This window comes from Pseudochrobactrum sp. sp1633, from assembly GCF_030376605.1.
Classification (GTDB): domain Bacteria; phylum Pseudomonadota; class Alphaproteobacteria; order Rhizobiales; family Rhizobiaceae; genus Pseudochrobactrum.
The window spans coordinates 32,862-57,911 of the sequence record NZ_JARRAE010000014.1 but is presented as its reverse complement, the minus strand read 5'-3'; the positions used below and the strand labels follow the sequence as shown (position 1 = coordinate 57,911).

Genomic DNA, 25,050 nt, shown 5'->3' with positions numbered 1-25,050 from the left:
ACTTTGTCTATGAAACGTAGACCAATACCAAAAAGGCTGTTGTCGTTCTGGTATTGGTCAGATGATCAGAAGCGTGCTGTCGCGCTTAAGCGGAACGTACGACCTGGTGATGGTGTCAGGGCTTCGCTCATGGCATCAAGATAATAGAGGTCAAAGATATTCTCGATGCTCGCATTGAATGAAAAATTATCATTCAGCTTATAGGAAGCGAATGTGTCATAGACCTGATAAGAACGCCATTCGCTCTCTACAGTCCCTACGCCGCTGCGCTTTATGGCACGTTCACCGACGAAATTAACACGGCCGCCAACCGTCAGGCTTTCATCGAGGAAGCGGGCGCCAAGTGTAACTGATCCGCTATAGACTGGCGGAACATAAACGCTCTGGTAGTCATCCGGCGGAGTGCTTTCACCACATTTGGCGCTTTCACCTGCACGGGCGGCAAAACAATATTCAACATTGGTGTAGCGGTTGAAATTTGCGTCTGTAAAGAACATGCCTGCATCATAGGACATCGAAAGTTCGACACCTCTGAATTTTGCCCCATCGATATTGGCATAAACTCTGTAAGGGAACGGAAGCCCTGCACGGTTGCCATAGGATCTGACGATATAATCATCATAATTATTATCGAAAAAGGCGAGTTTGAAGCGTAGCTTGTCATCGTCAAGCAAGACATCATTACCAAGATAATTGGCGCCGATTTCATAGTTTTCCGATCGTTCCGGACGCAGGAACGGGTTGGGTTCTATCAGGCCGGGCATTTTGAAAATGGTTTCGCGGATGCTTGGCGGACGCCAGCCCTGCGCATAATTGGCAAAGAGCTGAAAGCCGTCCAGCGGTTCTAGCGTGACACCAAGCAGCGGCGTCAGACGCGTGCCGTCAAGACCCTCAACAGGAGCATTCAGACTGTTATCCTGTGTACGATATCCCTGATAACGCATACCTGCGGTCAGTGTCAGCCAGTCAACCGGTTTATAATCGGCATTGGCAAAGACTGCTGCGACGGTGCGGTTGCCTTCCATCCCTATATTGGTATCCGGATTTTGCACCGTTTTTTCATAGGAATAGGTGGAACCATATCTGAGATCAAAGGTGCCATAATCGGTATCAATATTGGATGTGTTTGAAATTTCTACGCCGGTTGTATCGGTTTTGGTATCCCCCGGTACACCGGTGAGAATTTCAACGGCAGCCCAGTTGTCAGACAGGCGCGTATGCCAGACATTGGCCTGCAAATTGATAAGGTCATTGTCTTCCGGATTCCACGTGTACTTAGCCGTGTACATGTCCGATCTGGTGCGGCTCAGATTGGCCTGATAAGGCGGCCACCCAGCAATGGCGACGGGATTATTCATATCGCCGTATTCTTCACCATAGGTGCTGTCATAGCGGATATAGCCGAGCTCCACGGACTGATCGTGCTCGAAATTAAACTTACCCTTGAGCAAAACAGATTTTGTGTCTTGTGAGGTGTTGAAGATTTCGCTGCCGGGTTTGTAGGCGGACATCGGCCCCCAGTTATACCTGCCACCGAAAGTGAAGCGTTTGACCTGTTTCTCGCCTTTTGTGCCTGCAAAATAATTGCCGTTGCGACGAGAGGCAAAGGCACCCACCAGCTCGTAATTTTCATTCTTGGCGGCGAGTGCAACACTTGCGATATTGCTGTTGCCATTCAGCCAGTCATTGCCACCAAAGCGCGGAGCCTCTGTGTTTGGCGGAATGTAATAGGAGCGTGGTTCGATGCTGTTTCCGGAGAAACCGCCCTTTACCTTTACTCCGTATGATTTGCCATCAATAATAATATCATCAGCATTGATGGTGCGCATGTTAACAACGCCGCCCATCGAACCACTGCCCTGAGCGCCGGTTGGCGGGCCTTTCTGGATATCAATGCCACCGATGAATTCCGGATCAACAAAAGTGCGGCTGCTCATGCCTTTATAGCCGCGATAGGCAGATGAACTCTGTTGCGCACCATCTACCAGAGTGGCGACACGGTTCATGCCTTGCAGCCCGCGAATATTGACGTCAAGCGCTTGACCTGTCCGGTTTCCGGCAGAAAACACGCCCGGAGCATTGCGCAAGATGTCTCCGGTGGATGACGGCGGTACGATCTGGATTTGCTCTGCGCTGATATAGGAAGAAGAACCGGCTGTTTTAAACGGGATATCTGCGATACTGGAAGTTCCGCCGCTGACAGTAATCGTGTCCAGCACGATCGCACCATTCGCACCGGTTGCCTCATTCGGGGCAGATGAGATGCGATCCGTAATTGTTACTGTATTGGCATTGGTGAAATTATAGCGAAGACCTGTGCCTGTAAGCAGACGGGACAAAGCTTCCTGACGGCTCATCGTTCCACTAAGGCCGGGAGAGGTTTTACCGCGAACCAGATCTGCCGGATATAATATCTGAAGGTTGGAACTGTCCCCAAAACCGGAAATCACAGTACCTAATGAACCTGCCGGAATGGAATAGGTGACACTGTTCTGTTGGGCATAGGCGACTGTGGCAAATGGATGACTAATCTGTAATGCCGTGGTTGCCAAAAGAGCCAGCAACAATTTGCCTGTTCTCATTCCCGTTCGAAGGGATGTACTGCTCGGGGATTCCATGTTCATGCTCTGATGACTCTCCGTCTTTATAACGCTTATCGGCATGAAAATGCCCTTTACAAGCAAAGACGACTCCCGGCTGCGACTCCCTCACCATAAAAGTTGAAAATATTTATCATATTTTATGCGTGTCATGGTTGTCATGCTGGTGCTTGTTCGTTTCGAATTGGTTTTAAGTCAGGCCGGACTTAAAAAAACGAGATAGCGGGTGAGTTCTGTTGTACGAACCGGAAGCGTATTGCGGATCGCATCCAGCACACCATCCGGTTTGTTGATGTCAAAAATTCCGCTTACACGCATGTTTAAAAGATTGCTATCCGTTGCACGGATTGTTCCGCTGCGATAGCGGTTGATATCGGCAAGAACCTGCCTGAGAGGGCGGTCTTCAAAAATCAGCTTACCCCGCTTCCATGCGCCTTCTGCATTAACATCGGCAGTATTGATCGGGCCGAACCCCGCAGCGTTGAAAGTGGTAAGCTGCGCGGCATTGATGATCCTCTCGCTCTTATCCGGAGCAACAACAGAGACCGCGCTTTCCTCAACCCAGACAGTTACCTCTGCGGCCCATTCATGCACGACGAAGCGTGTACCCAAAGCGGTCACGCTGCCTCCGGCTGCGGTGACGGTGAAGGGGCGTGCGGCATCTTTTGCTACATCAAAGAAGGCGCGTCCGCGCAGGAGCTGTACTTTACGGGTTTGTTCCGTGTAATTGATGGCAAGCGCGGTGTCTGCATCCAGATCAACAGTTGTTCCGTCTGATAGTGTGACACTACGCAGCTCTCCCGTTGAGGTTGCATAATCGCTGGTCAGAAAGTCTGGCTGCGCAATGAAAAGAACGCCGAGACTTGCGGCAATAGCTGCTCCGCCATACAGAAACGCCCTCCGCGAAGTAACAGGCGTTTGAGCTGGCACTTGTTGAATATTTTTATTGCGCGGGTCGGCGACAGCATCCAGATCACTCCAGATTGTGCCGAGCGCGTGATATTCAGCTTCGTTAGCAGGATCCGCGGCCATCCAGCTTGCATGTTCTGCTTTTTCAGCATTGGTAGCATCACCGGAATTCACACGTACGAACCAGGTCAGTGCCTCACTATGCGAGGTTCGAGCTTTGTCGTCGCTTGAGTTAACCATTGTGACCGCTGACTACTTTCTTGCGCGTGAATGAGGCTGCAACCCAGTCCAAAACTGATGGCTTGCTATAAAGACGTTTGCCGCTCCCAAATACCTCACTCTTATTATACAAGAAACTTACAATCCTTATTCGAGGAGATCACCAAGGTGATGCCTGCAATGGGCGAGGGCTTTGATGATCAGTTTTTCAACCGCACTTCTTGTAATGCCCAGTTTTTGCGCAATTTCAACATGGCTGAGACCATCGAATTTGTGCATCAGGAACACTTCTTTTTGCCGTGGAGGCAGTGTTTCTATTGCTTTTGCTAACAATTGAAGGCGTTGGCGATAGTCGGCTATGTGCTCAGGATCAGGCACTTCATCAATCGCATCGAATGTTTCTGCAGGCTTGATGTAGCGTTTCTGTACCTTTGCCGCCCGAAAATAATCTTTGGCGAGATTGTCTGCGATCCGGAACAGATACGATCGTATATTGTTGATATTATTTTGTTTTTTAGCGTTGTGAATGCGCAGGAATGTATCTTGGGTAATGTCTTTTGCTGTTTCAGAATCATGGCCGCGTTGCCGGAGGAAACGGGTAATGTCCGCTGCATGCCTTCTGAACAGTTCTTGAAGATCCCAAGTCATGACATTTTCGCCAATGCCGCAGCTTCTAAAAAGCCGCTTGATACAATCACTCGCCGTTTATGGCATTTTGCGCTATAATATGAGATGATTACTCATATTTTAAAAATGATACAAGTGAGTGCTCATGCTTTTTATTTAGCTGGGATAGCGTGCTCTCATAAATTTGCTGATTCAGAGCTGGAGCTTTCTTTTCGGGCGCAGGTCTAATACTTAGGGCGGGGTGTGCCCGCCCTAAGCTGATTAAGGTATTAAAACTTTGTGGTCAGTCCGGCTCTGATCGTGCGTCCGGGAGCAGGCGCGCGCGTAAATGAGAGCGGGTCGAGATAATATTGGTTCGTCAAATTCTCAACATTGACATTGAGCGAAACAGTTTCACTGAATTTATAATCGCCAAACAGGTCAATAATCGTTCTCTTTGGCCAGAGTGTCGGTGTGACATAGCCTAACCCCATTGCCTCACTAACAGCTCGTTCACCGAAAAATGTAGCACGACCACCGATCGTTAATTTTTGGTCAAGCAAGTGCACACCACCGGTCAGGGTAACAAGATATTCCGGCGGAATGTAATTGCCGCCATAGTCGATACCAATTGTTTTGGCGGCACAACCGGTAAGCTGATGGCAGAACTCGACTTTAGTATATTTTGTCAGTCCTGTTTCAAAGAATATTTGGTCAGTATTATATTTGAGAGAAAGCTCAATTCCCTCAAATGCTGCGCTTGGAATATTTGCCCAATGACGCGGTTCAGACCAGTTTTGCTTGATTGAATCCCGTATAATGTAATCTTTGTATTTGTTTTTGAAGTAGCTTGCCTTGAATTTCAGATTGTCCCCGTCCGAGAGAATATCCGAGCGCAATACATTGATGCCAGCCTCATAGTTCTCAGCTTTTTCGGGTTTTAAATCAGGATTTGGGAAGAGGATTTCACCATTGATATAACTCGTTTCCCGTAAGGAAGGCGGGCGCCAGCCCTGTACATATTGACCATAGAGCTGAATGCCTTCCCACGGCGTCACCGTGACAGATAAAGACGGGTTAAGCCGTGACCCGCTCTTGTCACCATAGGCCGCCAGAACGCCACCGCCTTGCTCAATTTTATATGTGTCATAGCGCAAACCCGCACTAAAACTCAGCCAGTCTGTCGCATCAAGTTTTGCATGGTTGAATACGCTGGCAAGACGGCGCTTTCCTGTCGGCCCTGCACTGATGAGATAGGTTCGTGTAGGATCCCAAGAATAGGAGCCGCGAAGTTCCTGCCCTTCGGAATCCTCCAAAGAAACCTGTGCACCATAATTTAATGTCAGGTGCCCGAGTGATGTTGTCAATTCGGAACGGTTATAAATTTCGGTGCCATAGGTCAGCACATCAGCGCTTCCGTCAAGGGTCGCGGGTGCTTCTCTTTTTACATTTGTCAACCAGGTTGAAATGTTGAAATCAACAAGGGGATTGTCAGAAGGATTATGGGCTAGTCTGGCAGTTAATGTGTCTGTTTTTCTGCGGTTCAGCGCGTTCTGACTTGGTGGGATGAATGTATAAATATAGGGAAAATCATCCAGCTCGCCGTGTTTGCTTTCATAGCGCATATAGCTCAGCTCTAAAGATGTATCCTCACTGAAATGCGCCTTTCCTTTCAGAAGAGCCGAGAATGAATCTTCGGACGTGTTAAAGACTTCACCGCCACGCGGCACCGGAGATAATGTGCCTGTATTATTTGCAAGAAGGTCTGAGCCTTTTTTACCGGCAAAGTAATTACCGGTTTTGCGGCGTGTTAATGCAGCCAGAAATTCGAAATTTTCCTGTACTGTTGCAGCGGCGACCGAACCGTTAAAACTATCGCCATTAAAGAATGAGGGTGCATCATTCAGCTGTTTATCTGTGCCCGTTGCAGGCGGAGTTTTTGTATTGCTGCCAATAGTTGCTTTAACCTGCGCGCCATATTCTTTGCCTTCAGCAACAATGTCGCGTGCGTTTAATGTTCTCATATTGACAACGCCGCCCATGGCACCATTGCCCAGCGGGCCGTCACTTGGGCCTTTGGTTATATCAATGCCTGCGATCAGATCAGGATCAACGAAAACGCTGCTGGTTTGTCCGCGATAGCCGGTATAGCTGGAGGTAGATTGCTGTGTTCCGTCGATTAATGTTGCAACGCGGTTCATACCCTGAAGGCCGCGAATATTAAGATTTAATCCCTGACCGGTACGGCTGCCTGACGATATAACCCCCGGTGTTGATTTAAAAAGATCGCCCTGACTGCTTGATGGTAACCGGCTGATATCTTCGGCAGAAATATAGGCGGCAGATCCGGGCGTTGTGTAAGGGGTGTTTTCAGGAGTGGTGCCCCCTGCAATCGTGATTGTATTGAGTAAAATTGAGCCGTCATCGGGAGAAGTTACCGTATTGTGGCTGGAGGCAAGACGGTCAATGATTGTTACCGATCTGGCATTATTGAAATTATAGCTAAGTCCTGTTCCCGCAAGAAGTTTCTCTAATCCCGCTTGGGGTGTGTATCTTCCGGTAAGACCCTGTGTAGAACGGTTGCCGATTGTTTTTTGGTCAAAGAATATATCTATTCCGCTGGCATTGGAAAATTCGAGCAATGCGGTGGAAAGTGACTGGCCGCGAATGGAAAAATTATGTTCGCTGGCTGATGTTTGTGCGCTGGCAATGGTCGGAGCAATAACAGCGGAAAGACTGGTGGACATCATAAGTGCTGCCATCAGATAGACTGCTTTTTTGCCAACCGGCTGCGTTAAACATTTGCGGTTTATCGTCAAAACCGTGCCGGTTAACTGTATATTCTGCATTGTCAAAGCCCCTCACATTTCCGCCTTTGGCGAATGTCATCCGTAAGAGTGCCGATTATTGGCTCTCATAGGGTATGACACGCGGGGTGGCTAAAGTTACTAAGCCGGTTTGTTTTTATTTCTCACCTACCGGCCGGAAATAAGAACCAGGCCACCGGCATGTCTGACGGTTATGGGAAGTGTTTGAGCAATTGAAACAAGTGCGGCATCTACGGAATCTGTGCTGAATGCGGCGCTCACTTGCATGTCGCCTAACCGGTTATCTGTCAGAATGATGAACCCGCCGCGATAACGCTCAATATCATTGAGAACACGGCGCAAAGGCGCTTTGTGATAAATGAGACGTCCTTTGCGCCAGGCTTCCACATTGTTGATGTCGACTTCTTGTGCCGGTAAAATTGCATCCGGCTTATAGGCTAATTGCCAGCCGCTGCTCAGGCGTTCGGATGGTAAACCGGGCAGGGAGATTTCTACCTGATGCTCAGTCACCGCGACCGTGACCAACTTATCGTCGGTTCGTATATTAAAGCGTGTACCGAGTGCTTTTGTTTCGCCGCCATTCGCCGCGACGATGAACGGCCGTTGCTCGGGAGCGACCGTGAAATAAGCTTCTCCCCAATGAAGCGTTATCCGGCGTCCGGTTTCAGAATAATTGATAGATAATGCTGAGCGGCTGCCAAGATCGACGACAGAACCATCTGCCAGAGTCAACGTACGTACTTCACCGGCGGCAGTGGAAAAATCGGCAAATAATCCGGCTTGATAAAACCAATGACTGCCTGAGCCAGCCGCGAGCAATCCAATGCCTGAGGCTATGAAAGCGCGTCGGCTTAGTTTTTTACGCCGCGTCTGACGCAGTTCTGTTTCAACTGGTGCAAAGGCAGACCAAAGCGCACCGGCTCGCTCCCATGCAGTGGCATGTTCGGGACTTTGGCTTTTCCATTGTTCGAAAACCTGATGGTCTTCTTCTGTGACGCTGTCATCCCTGAGCACTGCAAACCAGTGTAGAGCTTCACGTACGAGCGAGGATCGGTTTTCATCAGCCATAAAGGCGTATCCGGTTTAAAATAATGTATAAGCACATCGCAGAGGCCGTTATACCCTATGAGATAAGACACCTGACTGGCAGAAAGTTACTGAGGCAATTGTAAAAAATCAGAACCCAATGCCCGATCAAGATCATCAAGGGCATTAAAAATATGATTTATGACGGTGCGGCGCGATAGCTGGAACCTTTCTGCAATCTCGCTGTAACTTACCTCTTCAAAGCGATGAAGAATAAAAATCTCACGTCTGCGTGGCGGCAGGTTTGAGAGGGCGGTTAATAACCGTCGCAGTTCCTGCCGGTATAGCACCTCCATTTCAGGGGATGGTTTTCTGTCTGCAATGGCGTGATAAATCTGATCGTCAATTGTAACCTCAACGCCTTGCTGTAAATGGCGGAGGTGATTGAGCGCGAGATTTCGCGCTGCGCGGGTCAGATATGCAGAGGGTTCATGGATATTCTGCTTGTGAGATGCATCAATCAGTTTGGAAAAAGCGTCCTGCACCAGATCGTCAGCTGTTGCATTATTCCCGACAATACGAGCGATAAATCGTTTAAGACGACTTTTCTCAGATCCGTAGAGATGGGTGAAGCTATGGCTGAGAAATGCCATTGGGAGGTTCCTGAGATCAGAACAACTTTAACAGAATTGGCATTGGAACATCTGTCAGCCTGTTGAGTGTGTTGACTTGATCCATGCTGCTTATCGTAGATATCGTGTTCCTGTTTGTTTATCAAGTTTAATATGATTAAAAAAGTCATGTTAAATTATAAATGATAATTATCATGCTCCTAAATAAGGAGGCTCATCTAACTGACTGGTTTTCGAGGCGTCGAGAGTGGGGGAATGCACTCTAAATTAGGTGAAAACAATACTTGATGATAATAGTCATGAATAACACTCGTTCTCACGGAATAAGTTTGCATTTACCGGAATTCGTGATCAGATCCGCAATCTGCTAAATCATTGAAGCCGGCATGTAGTTGTAGCTTTTTGAGGCGGGATGTTTGCAATATTGAACAAGATCTTCCGTCGCCTCCTTGCGAGCTTGTCCACTGGTTTCGGCAAGTCGAACAACTTTTCGTGTAAAATCCTTCGTAAATTCTGCTCGTTTCGTCATGTAGGTTTCCTTTCAACTCAAGAAAAACTCTCCACTTTTATGAAGTATGTCCAATTTGCATTGCGGTCGCAAAAAAATCGATAGCGTTGCTTGTATCTCGCTGCGTCATTCATTTGTCATAAAATACTGTGCAGCAGGTCGGGAGGGTAAAAAAGGCCGAGGTCAAGCAGTGCGGAAACTATCTGAATGACAAATATCGTCCACTCAGCCGCGGCGGAAACACAAGCGCCTGGAACCAGCATGTTATCACCGTCGCTGGAGAGAAGTATTCCTTTCTAGGCCTTGATCGGGCAAGTTTGTTTATCGCGGCGAGACCATGAGCTTCGAGTGAGACTGGGGCGAAACCGGTAAGTATCGAAATGCCGCTCGCCAAACCGTCGCTGCCTGGGATCCCAATGGTGAGCCCAAGCAACGAGGATAACGCGGGATCAAAGCTTGGCGGATCGCCGACATCCGCTTGCCAGCCCGGCGTAGCGAGTGGAGTGATTGATCAGTGAATCCGGAGACTAATCTTGACCAGCGACCGCGACGGCTATGGTATCTTTCTGGAGACCTAGGAGCCTGGAGAAGGCCTACATCATGCATCGTTAGCGCAGAGCCTTTTCGATCCCTTCATCCGTATGTGCTTGCTCGACGACAGCAGCGGCAATGGCCAAGTCGCTCGCAGGATGTATACCTTGGTCAGAAGATTATGGACGACGACGAACGTGCCGTCAGAGCCTATGACTTTTTCCAACAGCACCATAACTATTGGGTCGGAGAGTTCAGGGATTCCGTGCTGAGCAAAGGGGGGCGGAGAAGAAATTGGACATCTTCGTCACAGGCTTTGCCTATTTGTAGGCTGACAGGAAGAAGTGGCGGCAGGACTCGCCGGAGATGCTTGCTATCAAGGCATGGATCCGCGACTTCGACTATCTCTGCTATCCTAGTTACGTTGGTCGCTTCGTCCTTGAGTCGGTTAACGTTTTCGTCGAAGCTCTCTTCACTCCGCAGGAGATAGCGGCAATCTTTGAGGCCAATGCGGAATTAATTGACGCCCTCGACCCGGACTACACTGATCATCTCGGTGATGATGGACTTGGCTCGCTCAGCGACGTCTAAGAGTGAATGTATGCGAGGGGAGGCTTTGGGTGGTGAGCGGCAGTCTGCCTCGCGGCATTTAGCGGTCTGCTAATGGTCGAGAGCTGTCGCAGATATTGTCCAAACGAATGTCGGCGCAGGTGTTCTGATTTCTAGAGGCCTACAAATCGCATGTGACCCATTATTGTCGAACTATTCTTGAAGTCAGATATTACCACACATGGCAAAAGGGCAGTTTTGTCATGTACTTCAGTTCCCTGGCATAACTTTCTTGCTGCTACATACGAATGGCTGCTTTGCGCGCAATCTCGGTCATTAGAACTACCGCGGTCATGCCCGAAAACTGCTACTAACACACGGTGTCAATGATGGCTGACTTGGGGTCGGGGCGGGCTATCTGCTGTGCTTCTGAGGACGCCAAAAGCTGACGCCGCTTTTAGCTTACAATGGCCCAGTCCTGAATGTTCTTCGCTCGCGCAGGCGTGTCTACACTTTGAGACTTGGAGATATAAAAATATCTTTATATCCTCTTGACACTTCGTTGCGATTGCAGCTAGGTAGAGATGCCTAGGTTCTCCGGTCGTTGCCTGCAGCGTGCCGGAGCTAAGAGGGAAACCGGTGCTCTGTATCATGCAGAAAAGCCGGCGCTGCCCCCGCAACTGTAAGCGGCGAGCTGAAGTCCAGCATGTCACTGGGATTTAACCCGGGAAGACGGACGGAAGTGATGACCCGTGAGCCAGGAGACCTGCCTTGGCGAAAGAACGTCCACGGGCGGGGTGTCCCAGTGTGCCGTAGCGGAGGCCGCATCGCGGCCTATACTGCTATGTGTCCGCAGACCCATGCCCCCCAACTCAATTGGGGTAGAACATGTCGCAGAACTTCAATTTCGCTATCAAGAGCGTTCCGTTTAACGAGGATTATCTTCCCTCGGAGAATACACGCATCACCACCAATTTTGCTAATCTGGCCAGAGGCGATCGTCGTCGGGAGAACCTCTGCAACACCTTGCGGATGATCGACAACCGGTTCAACGCCTTGGCGCATTGGGATAACCCCCAAGGTGATCGCTATTCGGTCGAGCTGGACATCATTTCCGTCACGTTGGGGATTGCTGGCGATGAATTCCCGCTGATTGAAATCCTCAAGACAACCATCGTCGACCAGAAAACCAGTGAGCGCATCGACGGTATTGTTGGGAATAACTTCTCTTCCTATGTGCGTGATTACGACTTCAGCATCGTTCTTCCCGAGTACAATCAGAACCAGCCCATATTCAGTATTCCGGCTAATTTCGGTGATCTGCATGGAAAGCTTTTCAAGTCTTTCCTGCGCTCAAAGACATATGCATCCCACTTCGGCAAAGCGCCCGTCATCTGCATTAGTGCTTCGACCAGCAAAATCTACCATCGCACTGACAATCATCATCCCATAATGGGCGCCGAATACCAGCAGAGCGAATCCTCGTCGACAGATCAGTATTTCGCAAAAATGGGGATGCAGGTCCGCTATTTCATGCCGGCAGGCAGCGTTGCGCCTTTGGCTTTCTATTTTATTGGTGACCTGCTTGGCGATTATTCCAACCTTGAGCTGATCAGCACCATCAGTACGATGGAGACGTTTCAGAGGATTTATCGGCCTGAAATCTACAATGCCAACGCTGCTGCAGGCGCGGTTTACCGGCCGAACTTGAAGCACGAGGATTATTCGCTGACACGCATTGTCTACGATCGCGAAGAACGCAGCCGGTTGGCTGTGAAGCAGGGCAAATTCACCGAGGAAAACTTCATCAAGCCATACCGGACCGTTCTCGACCAATGGTCCGCTTACGACGTCGCCTGATTGAAACGAAACAGAGGTCACCTATCTTGAAGACACTTCTCCCTACATCGACCGCAGGCAGCCTGCCTAAACCCTCCTGGCTCGCCCAGCCTGAAAAACTCTGGTCGCCCTGGAAACTGCAGGACGAGGAATTACTGGAAGGCAAGCGCGACGCTTTGCGGCTGTCGCTGGCCGACCAGCAACATGCAGGCATTGATATCGTCAGCGATGGGGAACAGACACGCCAGCATTTCGTGACGACTTTCATCGAGCATCTCGACGGCGTGGATTTTGAGAAGCGCGAGACCGTGCGAATTCGCAACCGCTATGATGCGAGCGTACCGACCGTCGTCGGGGCTGTGTCGCGCCAGAAACCGGTTTTCGTCGAGGACGCCAGATTTTTGCGTCAGCATACCACGCAGCCGATCAAATGGGCCCTGCCGGGTCCCATGACCATGATCGATACTCTCTATGATGCTCACTACAAGAGCCGCGAAAAGCTGGCTTGGGAATTCGCCAAAATCCTTAACGAGGAAGCCAGAGAGCTGGAGGCTGCTGGTGTCGACATCATCCAGTTCGACGAACCTGCCTTCAACGTCTTCTTTGATGAGGTGAATGACTGGGGCGTCGCTACGCTGGAGCGCGCAATCGAAGGTCTCAAATGTGAGACTGCCGTGCATATTTGCTACGGCTACGGCATTAAAGCCAATACGGATTGGAAGAGCACGCTTGGTTCAGAGTGGCGGCAATACGAGGAATCATTCCCCAAGCTGCAGCAATCCAGCATCGGCATGATCTCGCTGGAATGTAAGAACTCCCACGTCCCGATGGATCTGATTGAGCTTATTCGCGGCAAGAAGGTGATGGTAGGCGCCATCGACGTGGCATCCAATACCATCGAGACGCCTGAGGAAGTTGCTCAAACCCTTCGAAAAGCGCTTCAGTTCGTCGATGCAGACAAGCTTTATCCCTGCACCAATTGCGGCATGGCTCCACTCTCCCGGCCCATTGCTATGGGTAAGCTTCAGGCCTTGAGCGCGGGCGCAGAAATCGTCCGCAGAGAACTCACGGCCTAGAGCATAACTCCTTAAATTTGGAACAGTTTAAGGTAAAATTATGCTCTGATTTTAAAGTGTTAGAGCGACCTCTGTGTGCCAAGTCTGGCACACAGCGCTTTAGTGCTGCAAGCAATGTCTCGTGTTCAGTAACAAATATGCGGTTTCACGAAATCTGCACTCCGGAGTTGGCCGTTAGAGCATTTCACAGTCAAGTTGGATCAACTTGACGACCGTGATAATGCGACCAAATAAAGAATCTAGAGCGAGCGCTATGATCCAATCCGGACGTAAATCGCTCTAACGGCCAACTCCCACTCTTCAACCCTCTATGGGGATCGAATGGATATATTTGACCAACCTCTGCAAATTGTGGACAGGGCGGCATTCCGCAATGGTATGTCGCGGCTCGGCTCAGCCGTAAGCGTTGTTACCACTGTTTTTGGCGGCAAGCGCTACGGTTTTACCGCCTCGGCGGTCTGCAGCGTCAGCGACACTCCGGCAACGCTTCTCGTCTGCATCAATCGGACAAGCTCGTGTTTTCCTGCTTTTGACAACGCGCGCCACTTCTGCGTGAACACGTTGACGCCGGGTCAGGAGGACATCTCGGATGTCTTTGGCGGCAAGACGCCAGTAGCGGATCGGTTTGTGTTTGGCGAATGGGGGAAGGGTCTCACGGGTGTGCCGGTACTGGCCGGCGCATCGGTAAGCTTCGAATGCGAGCTCACCAATGCCATTGAGCAGGCGACGCACCGCGTCTTCTTCGGGCGGGTTATCGATATTCGTGAGAACGACGAAAAGGCAACACTATTCTACTGCAGACGACGCTATTTCGGGGGCTAAAGAGCCGTTTCGGCGCTGTATCCGTCATGTGGCGCCCGCCGCGTCGATGATTTATCAATGTCGGATCTGCTCAAGGCAATGGTTAAGCCGAAATAACCGTGCTTGATAATTCCTGTTCGTTATTAAACTTTTCGAATAGCAGAAAACGACTTCAATTTCCGGAAAACATGATTATATAAGTCAACAATTAATTGAAGCCCATCTGTATCAGAGAGTCTCCTTTGCAAACCGTCGATCATAACAAGAAGGATGGGTCGTATTTCGTTGAGGTATTTTTCTCCGTACGAACAAGGCTGACAAAGGTCATTGACGGCTACCTTAAAGACCGCGTGGAAACACAGGATCTTGTGCAGGATACTTTCGTCAGATTGTGGGAGCGAAAAGGCATTCTTGGCGATGTCAAAGATCTCAAAGGCTACTTTATACGCACCGGCCGGAATATTGCATTTGATTATCGCAGACGACTTCAACTCGCTCCCGTCATTGTTGATGTGCAAGAGCTTGAGTGGGTTCAGGATAATGCGCCATCTGCCGAACAGCATCTGATTTCTCGTGAAGAGCTCCTGCGGCTACAGAAGATTATCGCGAACATGCCGCCACGTGCACAGCAGGTATTTATTTTGTCTCGTATCGAGGGCATGACATATGCTCAGATCGGTGCACAGCTTGGTATCTCACCTAAAACAGCATTCAATCACATGGTTACAGCACTTAAAAATTTGCAGGTTGAGAAATCATCTTTTGATCGTCGCTGACCGGCATTTTTTGCTTCGCGTGTCTTGCCGGAAAACCGCTTCATACTTTCAGGATGTATCCAAACGTTAAGCGGGGTCTGTTCAATGCTCCGATATTTTATCTGCCGGAAGTGAATTGTGTCTAAGTCAGAAGAAGAGAATATTTCCAATCAAGCGGCACATTGGTTTGCATTGCTTCTGGAAGAACATATTGAAGAGGCTCAACTGGCAGGTTTCAGAGTCTGGCTGGAGGCTGATAGCCGTCATGCACAAGCTTACTCCCGGCTTGAACAGTTGTGGAGCAGTGCAGGTATGGTGCCGGATATATCCCAAACACAGCTTTCCCGGCGAAAACTGTTGAAGGGTGGCGCTACAGGCCTCGCATTGCTTTTAGCTGGCGGTGGGTACTATCAATTCAGTGTAAACCGGCCCGATTATTATAGTGCAACCGGTAAGGTGGAAGCCGCGGTTTTGCCTGACGGATCGAAGCTGCGATTGTCGTCAGCGAGTTCGGTTTCAGTTCATTTCACAGAGCAGAAGCGTCTGGTGAAACTGATCGCCGGCGAGGCGTTTTTCGATGTTGCTCCGGATAGTGCACGTCCCTTTACGGTCAGCGCGATGCATGTGAACACCACAGCGCTTGGCACTGCTTTTTCCGTTCGCCACGAAGATGACGGCGTGAGTGTCGTCGTCTCTGAGCACTCGGTCAGAGTGGAGACCTCTTCGCAGTCCGTGCAGGTTGAAGAGCGTTATGCGGTGCGAAGTCGTGGGAACAATCTCAGCATTCCGGAACCAGCCGAGCTTGATACGAGGCTGTCGTGGCTTGATGGCCGTCTTGTCTTTATTTCCCGTCCGCTTGGCGAGGTTGTCAAAGAGCTGGAACAATGGCAACGCGGAAAAATTATCATCACTGATGCTGCATTGGCACAAAGACCGGTAACTCTGATCATCAATATTGAAAGAGCGGATCAACTCACGCAAAAACTCGCCGAGGCACTGCCGGTCCGCGTCGAAAACTGGACGCCATTACTCACCCTTATACGCCCGCTTTAAATTATTTTATTTTTTCCATTTTTTGACCGGGATTTTTCGACCAGCTCTTCGTCCTTATAGATAGAGGCGCCTTTTAATACGGCCGAAATCTTTTGAAGGAGACGTTTATGCTGGCATTAGTAACACGAACCGGATCCGGTTCGAAAATCCAGCAGGTCTTCAAAACCACACTGCTTGCATCGGCATTATATCTTGCATTGGTGCCATATGGGGCGACGGATGCTTTTGCTCAGGCGACAACACCTTACAGTTTCTCCATTCCTCCACAGCCATTGGCACAGGCGTTAGTCCGTTTTTCTGCGGTCACCGGCGTAGATGTTGCCTTTGACGGAGCGTTACCATCAAACATCCGTTCAAACACCTTACAGGGCACATATTCAGCGGCCAGCGGATTGGGGCAACTTCTTGAAGGAACAAACCTGACTTATCGGTTCAGCAGTGCTTCAACTGCATTGATAATCAATCCGGCTCAAACGTCCGGCAATCGTCTTGGCGCTGTCGATGAGGGCACTGTTCTCCTTGATACAATTACAATTTCGGGTGGAACCGGTATAAGTGCAGCTGACGCACCATATCAAACACCAGGATCAAGCGCCTATATATCCGCTGATGAGATTGAAGCACGGCGCGGCACATCACCGGGGGATATTTTCTCAGGGATACCGGGCGTTCTGAACGGAGAATCGCGCAATTCTGGCGGTGTTGATGTCAATATCCGCGGTATGCAGGGGCAGGGTCGCGTACCGGTCATCGTGGATGGCGCTTCGCAAGAAGTGTCTGTGTATCGCGGTTATAACGGGTCGCAATCACGTTCTTATATTGACCCTGATTTCATTGGTGGCATGGCTATTGAAAAAGGGCCAAGCAATGGTGCAGATGCCACCGGCGCAACGGGTGGTGTGGTGCGTATCAGCACAATCAAGGCGGAGGATATTCTTCTGCCCGGTGAGACTTTTGGTGCACGCCTCAAAGGAGGCTTTGTTTCCAATAGTTCAGGCGTTCCTGCTCTCGGCACGCCTGCGGGACAAGGCAGCAATAATGATACTGGTTTGGATCGCCCTGGCGTATTTGTTCCGACATCAGGCAATGGTAGCGTTGCCATTGCAAAAACATCCGAGAATTTCGATATAGTCGCAGCCTACGCCCGACGTAAAACCGGAAATTACCACGCCGGCACACATGGATATGATGCCGACCTCAGCAAATTCCGCCCTGGCGAAGAAGTGCTCAATACATCGACAGATAATACATCCTGGATGTTAAAAGGGAATTTTCGCTGGGATGGCGGACATTCGCTGGAGCTTGGCTATACCAAATATCTCAGCGAATACGGCGAGATCATGCCAACCCAATTATCTCTGTTTGGCGGTGTGCCATATCAGGGCTTTCTTAATAAAATTGATCTGGACACCTATACAGGCCGCTATGGCTGGAAGCCTGATGATAGCGACCTCTTTGATGTGCGGCTTGATACATTTCTCACAAAAATGGATTTGCGTATCAATTCATCTATGTATTCAGCAGGCTCCCCGATCGGGCTTGTCGATTATTATACAGGCCAGATACGCTGGGGTGCGACGCTTTCCAACACGTCTTTGTTCGCAACGAGCCTTGGTGATTTGTCATTGAACTATGGCACATCTTTCACCAGAGAGAATGTAGGCCTGCCGAGCGGCTACGAATTTGCATCAGCCGGTACGGCTAATGTCACACCCGCACCACGAATGGGTAACCGCGAGGAGTGGAGCGGTTTTGCCACAATGGACTGGCAACCTCTTGATTGGCTGACACTTTCGCCAAGTTTGCGTTACTCCCGTTTTCATTCCTTTGATCGTGCGCCAAAGCTCTCAAATACCGGCGATCTGATATTCGGTTCACCCTTGGAGACTGAAGCATCGGGTTGGTCGCCACTTGGCACAATCAAAATTGAGCCGGTCGATAATCTGCAACTCTATGCCAAGGCGGGCAGTGTTCTGCGATCGCCGAGCATTTTTGAATCCCCCACCAGCATGTCCTTTACAGTGCAACCTGATGAAAACCCTATCCGTCCAGAGCGCAATCGCACCGTGGAGCTGGGTATGAATTACATGGCGGATGATGCTTTCCTGGCTGGCGATAAGCTTAGGCTACATGCCGCTTATTTCGACAACCACGTCAAGGATTACATCACCCGGGCAGAAGGTGCCGGTGGGCTGAGACGCATCAATCTCGACTACGCTGATATGCGCGGTTTCGAAGTGTCCGGAGAATATGACACTGGCCAGTATTTCGGGGGACTTGCCTGGAACCATTATACCCATGTCATGTTCTGTGCACCAGAGGGGGCAGTGTCTGCGCTTTATTCAACCTGTGCTCCGGGAGGCATCTATAATAGTTTTGCTGTTCAGCAGGTGCCGCCAAAAGATACTGTGACCATTCATCTAGGGGGGCGTTTTCTGGACGACAAACTGACTCTTGGCGGACGTATGACCTATGTCGGAAAGCGCATGGTGAAGGGTCTTGGTGATGGTACAGTTGTAACCGGTTTAACGAATATCCGCCCCGGCAGCTGGAATCCCTATGTGCTGCTTGATCTCTATGCAACCTATGAGCCGAATGAAAACGTACATATGCGTTTCTCGGTCGATAATGTTACTGACCGCTACTATATGGATGCGCTGAGTGCCTCGCTGATGCCAGCGCCCGGACGTACTTTCCGATTTGATCTCACGATCAAGCCATCCCTTGACGGGGTGTATAGTGGCGACGGATCGCTGTTCTCAGGCCTGACCACAACAAGCGCAACAGAAGCCGTTACCACGGATTGGACAGGCTTCTTTGTCGGGGCAAATATTGGCATGGACTGGTCGAAACTCAGCGGCACAACAGAAGCCATGAATGGCACATCCAATGCCTTTGCCGCCAATGAATCGGCTGCGCTTGATCTCTCCGGTGCTTCCTTTGGCTTGCAGGCAGGTTATAATCACCAGTTTTCAAACGGCTTTGTTGCAGGTTTTGAAGCGGATATTTCAAAGCCAACATTTTCAGGCAATCAAACAACCTATTCAACTGAATCTGCAGATTATAAGGACGGCACCATCCAGTCAGTGCAGGACTATCAGTATGATGTCGCCGCTTCCGCCAAGGCAAAATTTGGCTACGCCTTCAACCGGATGTTTGTTTACGGTACAGGCGGAATAGCACTGATGAATGAAGTGCAGACGCGGGATCAATATATTTCAACCGGTGCAACATCTTCTATGTTGGGTGGGACAGGAACGAAATTCAATTATTCTGAACAGGAAGAGGTAACTCGTCTTGGGTTCACACTCGGTGCTGGTATGGAATATGCTTTGAGTGATAAATGGTCGATAAAGGCTGATTATAACTACACAAGATTTAGTGCCAAAACATTCAATTTCGATGGTGCAGCTTCGGGTGTTGTTGCCCCTTATGATGAACGTATTCGATGCGGTCGGGTTAACAGGCCTGCAGCATGTCCGCCAGGTTTCAACGGACTTCATAATGTCAGCTCAAGTGGCACGGGTGCAAAAATCGACGGTCGTAAAGCCGAAAATAAATTGCAAAACCACAGCATCAAAGTGGGCTTGAACTATCGTTTCTGAGCGCACTATTTTTAGAGATGTTGATATGTTGAAGTATTTCACCGTCAAGTTTAACTACTTGGCGGTGAAATGCTTTGTGTTCGAGGATGTAGCGTTCCTTTAACCTGCATCTGAACATAATTCGGGTTTTGATGACTCTGTCACGCAGATTTCAGACACTCGATTTCACGCCATGTGGTGTTGGCAGCTTGGCGTAACTCATTGTGATTAATGGCGTTGAATTTACTGCGAGGAAAGTAATGCAAGTCGTAAATGTCGCGGTGATTTAAAGCGCTTCATGACCCGCTCTCGTTTGGCAGAACCATATGATCGTAAGGTATCGTATATTTGTTGTAATTCCGTCGACACCATCACTGCGGAGGGATATTGTATTCATTCTCGGAAAAGGACGTTTTGGCTCTCATTGAACAAAAACGTCGAAGTTTCTCATGTTGGATTTGAAACTTATTGTAACTTGCGATCCACAGCACCGCGACGCGGATAGATAGACAGATCTTCGTCCTCCGGATCGGTTTCAAGGCGTTTCAGGATCGGGCAATGCGGTCGGTGATCTCCCTGACAGGCATTGACCAGCATTGTCAGTGTGTTGGACATATCCTGCAGCGCTTTGATTTTGATGGCCAGTTCGTCGATATGGCCTTGCGCCATTTGTTTGACTTCTGCGCTCTTGCGAGAATCATCCCGCCACAGGCTGAGAAGGTCGCTGATTTCTGCAACTGAAAACCCCAGATCCCGCGCCCGCCTGATGAAGCGGAGCATATGGATATCGGTATTGGAATAATCACGATAGCCGGCGGATGTGCGGTCAGCGACCGGCACAAGCCCGATTTGCTCATAATAGCGGATCATTTTAGCTGATACGCCGGATGCTTTTGCTGCCTGACCAATATTCATCGAGGTTCTCCTTCCAAGAATGTGCAGCCGGTTCGCATAAAAGGACCGGCTGCACGGCTTTGTCAGCTGGCTATTTTGAATGAACGTAAGCGCAGGGCGTTACCCAGCACAAACACACTGGACAGTGCCATCGCTCCGGCGGCAAAAACCGGAGACAGCAGAATGCCATAGGCCGGATAAAGCAGACCGGCTGCAACCGGAACCAGAGCAGCATTATAGATAAATGCCCAGAACAGGTTTTGCCGGATATTACCGATGGTTGCTTTTGACAGGGCAATTGCATTCGGCACGCCCTGCAAACTGCCGGACATCAGCACAACATCTGCCGCTTCAATGGCGATATCAGTTCCTGTGCCGATGGCCAGACCCACATCTGCCTCGGCCAGTGCCGGTGCATCATTAATGCCATCGCCGACGAAGGCAGTTTGACCATATTGAGCCTTCAGGCGGCGGATAGCTTCAACTTTGCCGTCCGGCAATACTTCCGCCACAACTTCATCAATGCCCAGACGTGCTGCAATCGCTTTGGCGGTGCGGGCATTGTCACCGGTAATCATTGCCACTTTGAGGCCGAGATTATGCATGGCTTTAATGGCCGCAGGTGTGGTTTCCTTGATCGGATCGGCAACAGCAATGATGGCTGCCAGCTTGCCGTCGATTGCCGCATAAAGCGGGGATTTACCTTCATTACCAAGACGCTCGGAGACTTTGGCAAAAGCAGCCACATCATGGCCGAGCTCGGTCATATAGCGGTCTGCACCGATCTCAATGCGTTTGCTATCCACCATCGCTTTGACACCGAAACCTGTAACTGATTCAAAGTCGGATACGGGTGATAAAGAAAGACCTTCATTCTCAGCGGCATCGACAATGGCACGGGCAATCGGATGTTCTGATTTCGCCTCTACTGCTGCAACAAGAGCCAAAACATTGGCGCGATCAAAACCTCCGGCCAATTCCAGATCCGTCAGAGCAGGCTTGCCTTCCGTCAGCGTGCCGGTTTTATCGAGAGCGACAACCTTGGCATCTTTGAGCAATTGCAGCGCTTCACCCTTACGGAAAAGAACACCGAGTTCCGCACCGCGACCGGTGCCGACCATGATTGAGGTTGGTGTTGCCAGACCCATGGCGCACGGGCAGGCGATAATCAGAACGGCAACAGCATTCACCAATGCGAAAGTCAGTGCCGGTGACGGGCCGAGAATGAGCCATGCGGCAAATGTCAGAGCGGCAACTGCAAACACAGCCGGTACAAACCACATGGTCACTTTGTCGACCAGTGCCTGAATTGGCAGCTTGGAACCCTGAGCCTCTTCAACCATACGGATAATCTGGGACAGGACAGTGTTACCGCCGACCGCGGTCGCACGATAGGCAAAGGCGCCTTTCTGATTGACCGTGCCGCCAACAATCTCACTGCCAACGGATTTTGCCACAGGGATCGGCTCACCGGTGATCATGGATTCGTCGACATAGCTGATGCCTTCGACGACTTCGCCATCAACCGGCAGGCGTTCACCCGGACGGACTTCAACAATATCCCCTGACACAACATCATCAATCGGCAGATCGACGACCTGACCATTCCTGCGCACCCGTGCGGTTTTTGCCTGAAGACCGGCCAGACGCTTGATCGCCTCGGAAGTACGTCCTTTAGCGCGGGCTTCCAGCAAACGGCCGAGCAGGATCAGCGTTACAATAACGGCTGCTGCTTCATAATAGACATTGATTGTACCGGCAGGCAGAAAGCCGGGGGCAAAAGTAGCGACCAGAGAATAGCCGTAAGCTGCCAGTGTTCCGACAGCCACCAGCGAGTTCATATCCGGTGCAAAACGCATAAGCGCCGGAAGTCCTTTTTCATAAAACCGGATACCCGGAATGAAGAGCACCAAAGTCGTCAGAGCAAACTGGATATACCAGTTCCATTGCATGCCGATGGTTGATTCAATCAGCCCGTGCACACCCGGAATAATATGCGATCCCATTTCCATCAGGAAAACAGGAAGCGTCAGAACCGCCGCTATGGTGAAATCGCGGGTCAGCTCACGCCGTTCAGTTTCTTTTCGCTCTGCCCGTGCGTCATCCTCATTGCTGCTCTGGCTACCTGAGCCTGCAATCAGTCTGGCTTCATAACCGGCATCAGCAATTGCAGCGATCAGGTCTGCGGTATTCGCTGTTCCGTGAATAGTTGCGCGTTCTGTTGCCAGATTGACCACAGCATTTGTAACGCCCGAAATAGCTTTCAATGCGCGTTCAACACGGCCGACACAGGATGCGCAGGTCATGCCTTCAACGGAGAGTTCTACAGGGCCGGTTGCCGCAGGCATTTGCGCAGGCACAGAGTAGCCGGCCTTTTCGATGGCTTCGATTAATCTCACGCGAGGGACAGTTGAATCGGTTGTGATGTTCGCGCGCTCTGTTGCCAGATTAACGGACACGGTTTCAACTCCGGGCACAGCTTTGAGTGCACGTTCAATACTGCCGACGCAGGATGCGCAGGTCATTCCTTCAACAGGTAAGGACACAGTTTCAGATAAGTCTTTTGCTCGAACGGGGGCATTCATAGCCGCCTCCTTTTCTTTCCGAAAATTTAAATTCGGTGTGAGCATGAGGCTTCCAACAATTGGAAGGTCAAGAGCAAAAATTTCTTTGTTTTCACTCTTGACCTTTCCATGGTTGGAAACCTCATCTTGACGTCATGAGAGCCAAATAAAGGAGAAGTCTCATGGAACTGAAGATCGAAAATATGACCTGCGGCGGGTGCGCTAAATCCGTTACCAAAGCCATTCAGTCGGTGGATGCCAATGCGAAGATTGAAACCGATCCGGCAACACGGCTGGTAAGAATTGAAACTGCAGTCAGTTCTGATGCACTGCAGAAAGTTCTCGAAGAGGCAGGTTATCCCGCAGCTGTGAACTAAACAGGGGAATGATTATGAACAAGCTGAGCCTTATTCTTATTGCAGGCGCACTTGCTGTGAGTGTCGGGCTGGTATTTGCACAAAACCGGCTGGAAATGAAAGGCGGGATGCAAGGGCATTCCATGCAAGGTATGACAATGCCGGATCATGCAATGCGGACAGAAGAGGCGTCTTCTGAACCAAAACCGGTTCCGTGACAATAAGCTGGTCGTGTGTTGAGGGTTCGCTATACCCGCATCATGAAGAACCCGCTGCGATAATTTCGCAGCGGGTTTTGTCGTATTTTATTCGGCTACAGCCACGATTGGTAATGTTTCCGGCGTGAAGAAGATATCAGCATGCATATCTTCTTTTTGTAATCCGCGGGCAAAAGTAACAGCCATTGCTGCATCCACCATCAATGGTGGCCCCGCGACATAAGCTTTCCAGCCGCTGAAATCAGAAATGTCTTCTGCAACCGCGCGGGTCACAAAACCGCTCCGGTAAAGTTCAGAGCGTGTCTCTGATAAGACCAGTGTGAAAGACAGGTTAGGGTGCTTTTCTGTCAGGCTGCGGAAATGCTCAGTGAGGTAAAGATCGTGTTCGGAACGTGCGCCGAAATAGACATGAATCCTCTGTTTCATACCATGAGCAAGAGCGGTTTCTACAATGGATTTGATCGGCGCCAGCCCTGAGCCTCCGGCGATACACAGGATCGGGTCACCATGATGCTGACGCAGGAACGAAGACCCTAAAGCGACCTCCATCTTTACGGCGTCACCGATTTTCAAGGTTTTATGCACATAGCCGGATGTAATGCCTCTGGGCACATGGCGGATGTGAAATTCAAGGTGTTTCTCACCGGAGCGGTTCGCCATGGAATAGCTGCGGGAAGGTGCGCCGTTAAAGCTGAGTTCAGCATATTGCCCCGCTGAAAAATGCAGCGGCAAACCATTTTCAGGCGTGACCTGCACCAGCTTGATATCATGGGTGAGATCCTCAATACGGGTAACAATGCCTTTTAAACGTTGCGCAGGTTGCAGTTCTTCATGCTCGGTGCCCAGCCACGCGACAGTTATATCTGTCAGCGGCACCGAGCGGCATGCAAGGATCAGACCATCTGCTTTTTCCTCATCAGACAGGGCAAAACGGGAATGCTGAAGTATTTCCACTTCCCCTTCGATAAGGCGGGATTTACAGGAGCCGCAGCGGCCGGATTTGCAACCGTGAGGATAGGAAATATCTGCTGCAAGAGCTGCTTCCAGCAGAGTTTGCCCGCCAGCACAGGTAATGCTGCTGCGGGTCTGGCGGATGTCAATGCGTTTTGAGGTCATGGCTGCACCTCGGATGTTTCCATCTGTGCATCTGACAAACCAAGTGCCTTCATCAAACCGGGTTTCTGGCTCAAAAATGTGCCGTAAAAAACCTGATCGCCGACAATGCTGATCGGTGCAACACGCACACCGGTACGTGTTTTGGCTTCTTCTGCGATCAGCGGATCGCTGAGATCGCGTTCCTGATAGGCAACCTTTTTTTGGGCGAGCCAGCGTTTGAGCGCATGGCAATCGGGACAGGTCGGAGTTGTATAGATGAGGAGTTGCGGTGTACCGGCATTCATCTTTTTGCCTTTCTCTGAATGGGACAAGGTTCCTCTGAAAACAGCGACTGAATTGTGCTGACAGAGCAACATTGCAGGCACGATGCGGCTTCCAGCGCTTGT

Annotated in this window: 20 protein-coding genes and 1 riboswitch; of the genes, 9 read left to right on the top strand and 11 right to left on the bottom strand. The window is 50.2% G+C overall.

Annotated elements, in window-relative coordinates; all coding sequences use genetic code 11:
- Nucleotides 1–65 precede the first annotated feature (65 nt).
- The 7 genes from P8H26_RS14410 to P8H26_RS14380 all read right to left on the bottom strand — a co-directional run bounded on the left by P8H26_RS14410 (nucleotide 66) and on the right by P8H26_RS14380 (nucleotide 9,349).
- Nucleotides 66–2,624 (bottom strand): TonB-dependent receptor, encoded by a 2,559-nt coding sequence (locus P8H26_RS14410; RefSeq protein ID WP_289633835.1) that lies wholly within the window; start codon nucleotides 2,622–2,624, stop codon nucleotides 66–68.
- A gap of 171 nt (nucleotides 2,625–2,795) precedes the next feature.
- The gene (locus P8H26_RS14405) at nucleotides 2,796–3,749 is read right to left on the bottom strand and encodes a FecR family protein (protein ID WP_289633834.1); all 954 of its coding nucleotides are present in this window, start codon (nucleotides 3,747–3,749) and stop codon (nucleotides 2,796–2,798) included.
- Between the two features lie 126 nt (nucleotides 3,750–3,875).
- Nucleotides 3,876–4,376 carry an RNA polymerase sigma factor gene (locus tag P8H26_RS14400; RefSeq protein ID WP_289633833.1) on the bottom strand — a complete coding sequence of 167 codons (501 nt, stop codon included), beginning with the start codon at nucleotides 4,374–4,376 and terminating at the stop codon, nucleotides 3,876–3,878.
- 248 nt (nucleotides 4,377–4,624) lie between these two features.
- Nucleotides 4,625–7,183: a TonB-dependent receptor gene (locus P8H26_RS14395; RefSeq protein WP_289633832.1), complete on the bottom strand. Its 2,559-nt coding sequence runs from the start codon at nucleotides 7,181–7,183 to the stop codon at nucleotides 4,625–4,627.
- Nucleotides 7,184–7,309: 126 nt separating this feature from the next.
- Nucleotides 7,310–8,230, bottom strand: a complete 921-nt coding sequence (locus tag P8H26_RS14390) for a FecR family protein (protein WP_289633831.1) — start codon at nucleotides 8,228–8,230, stop codon at nucleotides 7,310–7,312.
- A gap of 86 nt (nucleotides 8,231–8,316) precedes the next feature.
- On the bottom strand, nucleotides 8,317–8,841 hold the full coding sequence (locus P8H26_RS14385; protein ID WP_289633830.1) for an RNA polymerase sigma factor: 525 nt from the start codon (nucleotides 8,839–8,841) through the stop codon (nucleotides 8,317–8,319).
- A gap of 346 nt (nucleotides 8,842–9,187) precedes the next feature.
- Nucleotides 9,188–9,349: a hypothetical protein gene (locus P8H26_RS14380; RefSeq protein ID WP_289633829.1), complete on the bottom strand. Its 162-nt coding sequence runs from the start codon at nucleotides 9,347–9,349 to the stop codon at nucleotides 9,188–9,190.
- 876 nt (nucleotides 9,350–10,225) lie between these two features.
- On the opposite strand from P8H26_RS14380, the gene P8H26_RS14375 reads away from it, so the two are divergent.
- The 7 genes from P8H26_RS14375 (at nucleotide 10,226) to P8H26_RS14345 (ending at nucleotide 19,537) form a co-directional block, all read left to right on the top strand.
- Complete coding sequence (locus P8H26_RS14375; RefSeq protein WP_289633828.1) at nucleotides 10,226–10,450, top strand: hypothetical protein; 225 nt, start codon at nucleotides 10,226–10,228, stop codon at nucleotides 10,448–10,450.
- A 531-nt stretch (nucleotides 10,451–10,981) separates the two neighbouring features.
- Nucleotides 10,982–11,197: riboswitch (cobalamin riboswitch) on the top strand.
- Nucleotides 11,198–11,296: 99 nt separating this feature from the next.
- Complete coding sequence (locus P8H26_RS14370; protein ID WP_289633827.1) at nucleotides 11,297–12,268, top strand: DUF1852 domain-containing protein; 972 nt, start codon at nucleotides 11,297–11,299, stop codon at nucleotides 12,266–12,268.
- Between the two features lie 26 nt (nucleotides 12,269–12,294).
- Complete coding sequence (locus P8H26_RS14365) at nucleotides 12,295–13,323, top strand: methionine synthase (protein WP_116087227.1); 1,029 nt, start codon at nucleotides 12,295–12,297, stop codon at nucleotides 13,321–13,323.
- A gap of 321 nt (nucleotides 13,324–13,644) precedes the next feature.
- Entirely contained in the window at nucleotides 13,645–14,145 is a 501-nt protein-coding gene (locus P8H26_RS14360; RefSeq protein ID WP_289633826.1) for a flavin reductase, read from the top strand.
- Between the two features lie 221 nt (nucleotides 14,146–14,366).
- Nucleotides 14,367–14,900, top strand: coding sequence for an RNA polymerase sigma factor (locus tag P8H26_RS14355; protein ID WP_289633824.1), 534 nt, complete (start codon nucleotides 14,367–14,369; stop codon nucleotides 14,898–14,900).
- Between the two features lie 117 nt (nucleotides 14,901–15,017).
- A complete protein-coding gene (locus P8H26_RS14350) occupies nucleotides 15,018–15,932 on the top strand; it encodes a FecR domain-containing protein (protein ID WP_289633823.1) in 915 nt (304 codons plus the stop codon).
- A gap of 107 nt (nucleotides 15,933–16,039) precedes the next feature.
- Complete coding sequence (locus tag P8H26_RS14345) at nucleotides 16,040–19,537, top strand: TonB-dependent receptor domain-containing protein (RefSeq protein ID WP_289633822.1); 3,498 nt, start codon at nucleotides 16,040–16,042, stop codon at nucleotides 19,535–19,537.
- A gap of 444 nt (nucleotides 19,538–19,981) precedes the next feature.
- On the opposite strand, the gene cueR is transcribed toward P8H26_RS14345, so the two are convergent.
- Together cueR and P8H26_RS14335 are read right to left on the bottom strand one after the other, a co-directional pair.
- A complete protein-coding gene (cueR, locus tag P8H26_RS14340; RefSeq protein WP_289633821.1) occupies nucleotides 19,982–20,431 on the bottom strand; it encodes a Cu(I)-responsive transcriptional regulator in 450 nt (149 codons plus the stop codon).
- A gap of 62 nt (nucleotides 20,432–20,493) precedes the next feature.
- Nucleotides 20,494–22,995, bottom strand: coding sequence for a heavy metal translocating P-type ATPase (locus tag P8H26_RS14335; protein ID WP_289633820.1), 2,502 nt, complete (start codon nucleotides 22,993–22,995; stop codon nucleotides 20,494–20,496).
- Between the two features lie 161 nt (nucleotides 22,996–23,156).
- Here P8H26_RS14335 and P8H26_RS14330 point away from each other — a divergent pair, with 161 nt between their 5' ends.
- Both P8H26_RS14330 and P8H26_RS14325 read left to right on the top strand, forming a co-directional pair.
- A complete protein-coding gene (locus P8H26_RS14330) occupies nucleotides 23,157–23,351 on the top strand; it encodes a heavy-metal-associated domain-containing protein (protein ID WP_121992388.1) in 195 nt (64 codons plus the stop codon).
- 14 nt (nucleotides 23,352–23,365) lie between these two features.
- Nucleotides 23,366–23,548 carry a hypothetical protein gene (locus tag P8H26_RS14325; protein WP_289633819.1) on the top strand — a complete coding sequence of 61 codons (183 nt, stop codon included), beginning with the start codon at nucleotides 23,366–23,368 and terminating at the stop codon, nucleotides 23,546–23,548.
- An 87-nt stretch (nucleotides 23,549–23,635) separates the two neighbouring features.
- On the opposite strand, the gene P8H26_RS14320 is transcribed toward P8H26_RS14325, so the two are convergent.
- Together P8H26_RS14320 and P8H26_RS14315 are read right to left on the bottom strand one after the other, a co-directional pair.
- Complete coding sequence (locus tag P8H26_RS14320) at nucleotides 23,636–24,664, bottom strand: 2Fe-2S iron-sulfur cluster-binding protein (RefSeq protein ID WP_289633818.1); 1,029 nt, start codon at nucleotides 24,662–24,664, stop codon at nucleotides 23,636–23,638.
- Nucleotides 24,661–24,948: a glutaredoxin family protein gene (locus P8H26_RS14315; RefSeq protein WP_289633870.1), complete on the bottom strand. Its 288-nt coding sequence runs from the start codon at nucleotides 24,946–24,948 to the stop codon at nucleotides 24,661–24,663. Before P8H26_RS14315 ends, P8H26_RS14320 begins: the two co-directional genes overlap by 4 nt.
- Nucleotides 24,949–25,050 lie beyond the last annotated feature (102 nt).

Excerpts from the sequence above, each read along its gene's own strand:
- P8H26_RS14345 (WP_289633822.1), top strand. The coding sequence starts at position 16,040 with ATGCTGGCATTAGTAACACGAACCGGATCCGGTTCGAAAATCCAGCAG.
- P8H26_RS14370 (WP_289633827.1), top strand. The coding sequence starts at position 11,297 with ATGTCGCAGAACTTCAATTTCGCTATCAAGAGCGTTCCGTTTAACGAG.
- P8H26_RS14390 (WP_289633831.1), bottom strand. The coding sequence starts at position 8,230 with ATGGCTGATGAAAACCGATCCTCGCTCGTACGTGAAGCTCTACACTGG.
- P8H26_RS14385 (WP_289633830.1), bottom strand. The coding sequence starts at position 8,841 with ATGGCATTTCTCAGCCATAGCTTCACCCATCTCTACGGATCTGAGAAA.
- P8H26_RS14360 (WP_289633826.1), top strand. The coding sequence starts at position 13,645 with ATGGATATATTTGACCAACCTCTGCAAATTGTGGACAGGGCGGCATTC.
- P8H26_RS14330 (WP_121992388.1), top strand. The coding sequence starts at position 23,157 with ATGGAACTGAAGATCGAAAATATGACCTGCGGCGGGTGCGCTAAATCC.
- P8H26_RS14405 (WP_289633834.1), bottom strand. The coding sequence starts at position 3,749 with ATGGTTAACTCAAGCGACGACAAAGCTCGAACCTCGCATAGTGAGGCA.
- P8H26_RS14335 (WP_289633820.1), bottom strand. The coding sequence starts at position 22,995 with ATGAATGCCCCCGTTCGAGCAAAAGACTTATCTGAAACTGTGTCCTTA.
- cueR (WP_289633821.1), bottom strand. The coding sequence starts at position 20,431 with ATGAATATTGGTCAGGCAGCAAAAGCATCCGGCGTATCAGCTAAAATG.
- P8H26_RS14315 (WP_289633870.1), bottom strand. The coding sequence starts at position 24,948 with ATGAATGCCGGTACACCGCAACTCCTCATCTATACAACTCCGACCTGT.
- P8H26_RS14320 (WP_289633818.1), bottom strand. The coding sequence starts at position 24,664 with ATGACCTCAAAACGCATTGACATCCGCCAGACCCGCAGCAGCATTACC.
- P8H26_RS14380 (WP_289633829.1), bottom strand. The coding sequence starts at position 9,349 with ATGACGAAACGAGCAGAATTTACGAAGGATTTTACACGAAAAGTTGTT.
- P8H26_RS14410 (WP_289633835.1), bottom strand. The coding sequence starts at position 2,624 with ATGAACATGGAATCCCCGAGCAGTACATCCCTTCGAACGGGAATGAGA.
- P8H26_RS14325 (WP_289633819.1), top strand. The coding sequence starts at position 23,366 with ATGAACAAGCTGAGCCTTATTCTTATTGCAGGCGCACTTGCTGTGAGT.
- P8H26_RS14395 (WP_289633832.1), bottom strand. The coding sequence starts at position 7,183 with ATGCAGAATATACAGTTAACCGGCACGGTTTTGACGATAAACCGCAAA.
- P8H26_RS14400 (WP_289633833.1), bottom strand. The coding sequence starts at position 4,376 with ATGACTTGGGATCTTCAAGAACTGTTCAGAAGGCATGCAGCGGACATT.
- P8H26_RS14375 (WP_289633828.1), top strand. The coding sequence starts at position 10,226 with ATGCTTGCTATCAAGGCATGGATCCGCGACTTCGACTATCTCTGCTAT.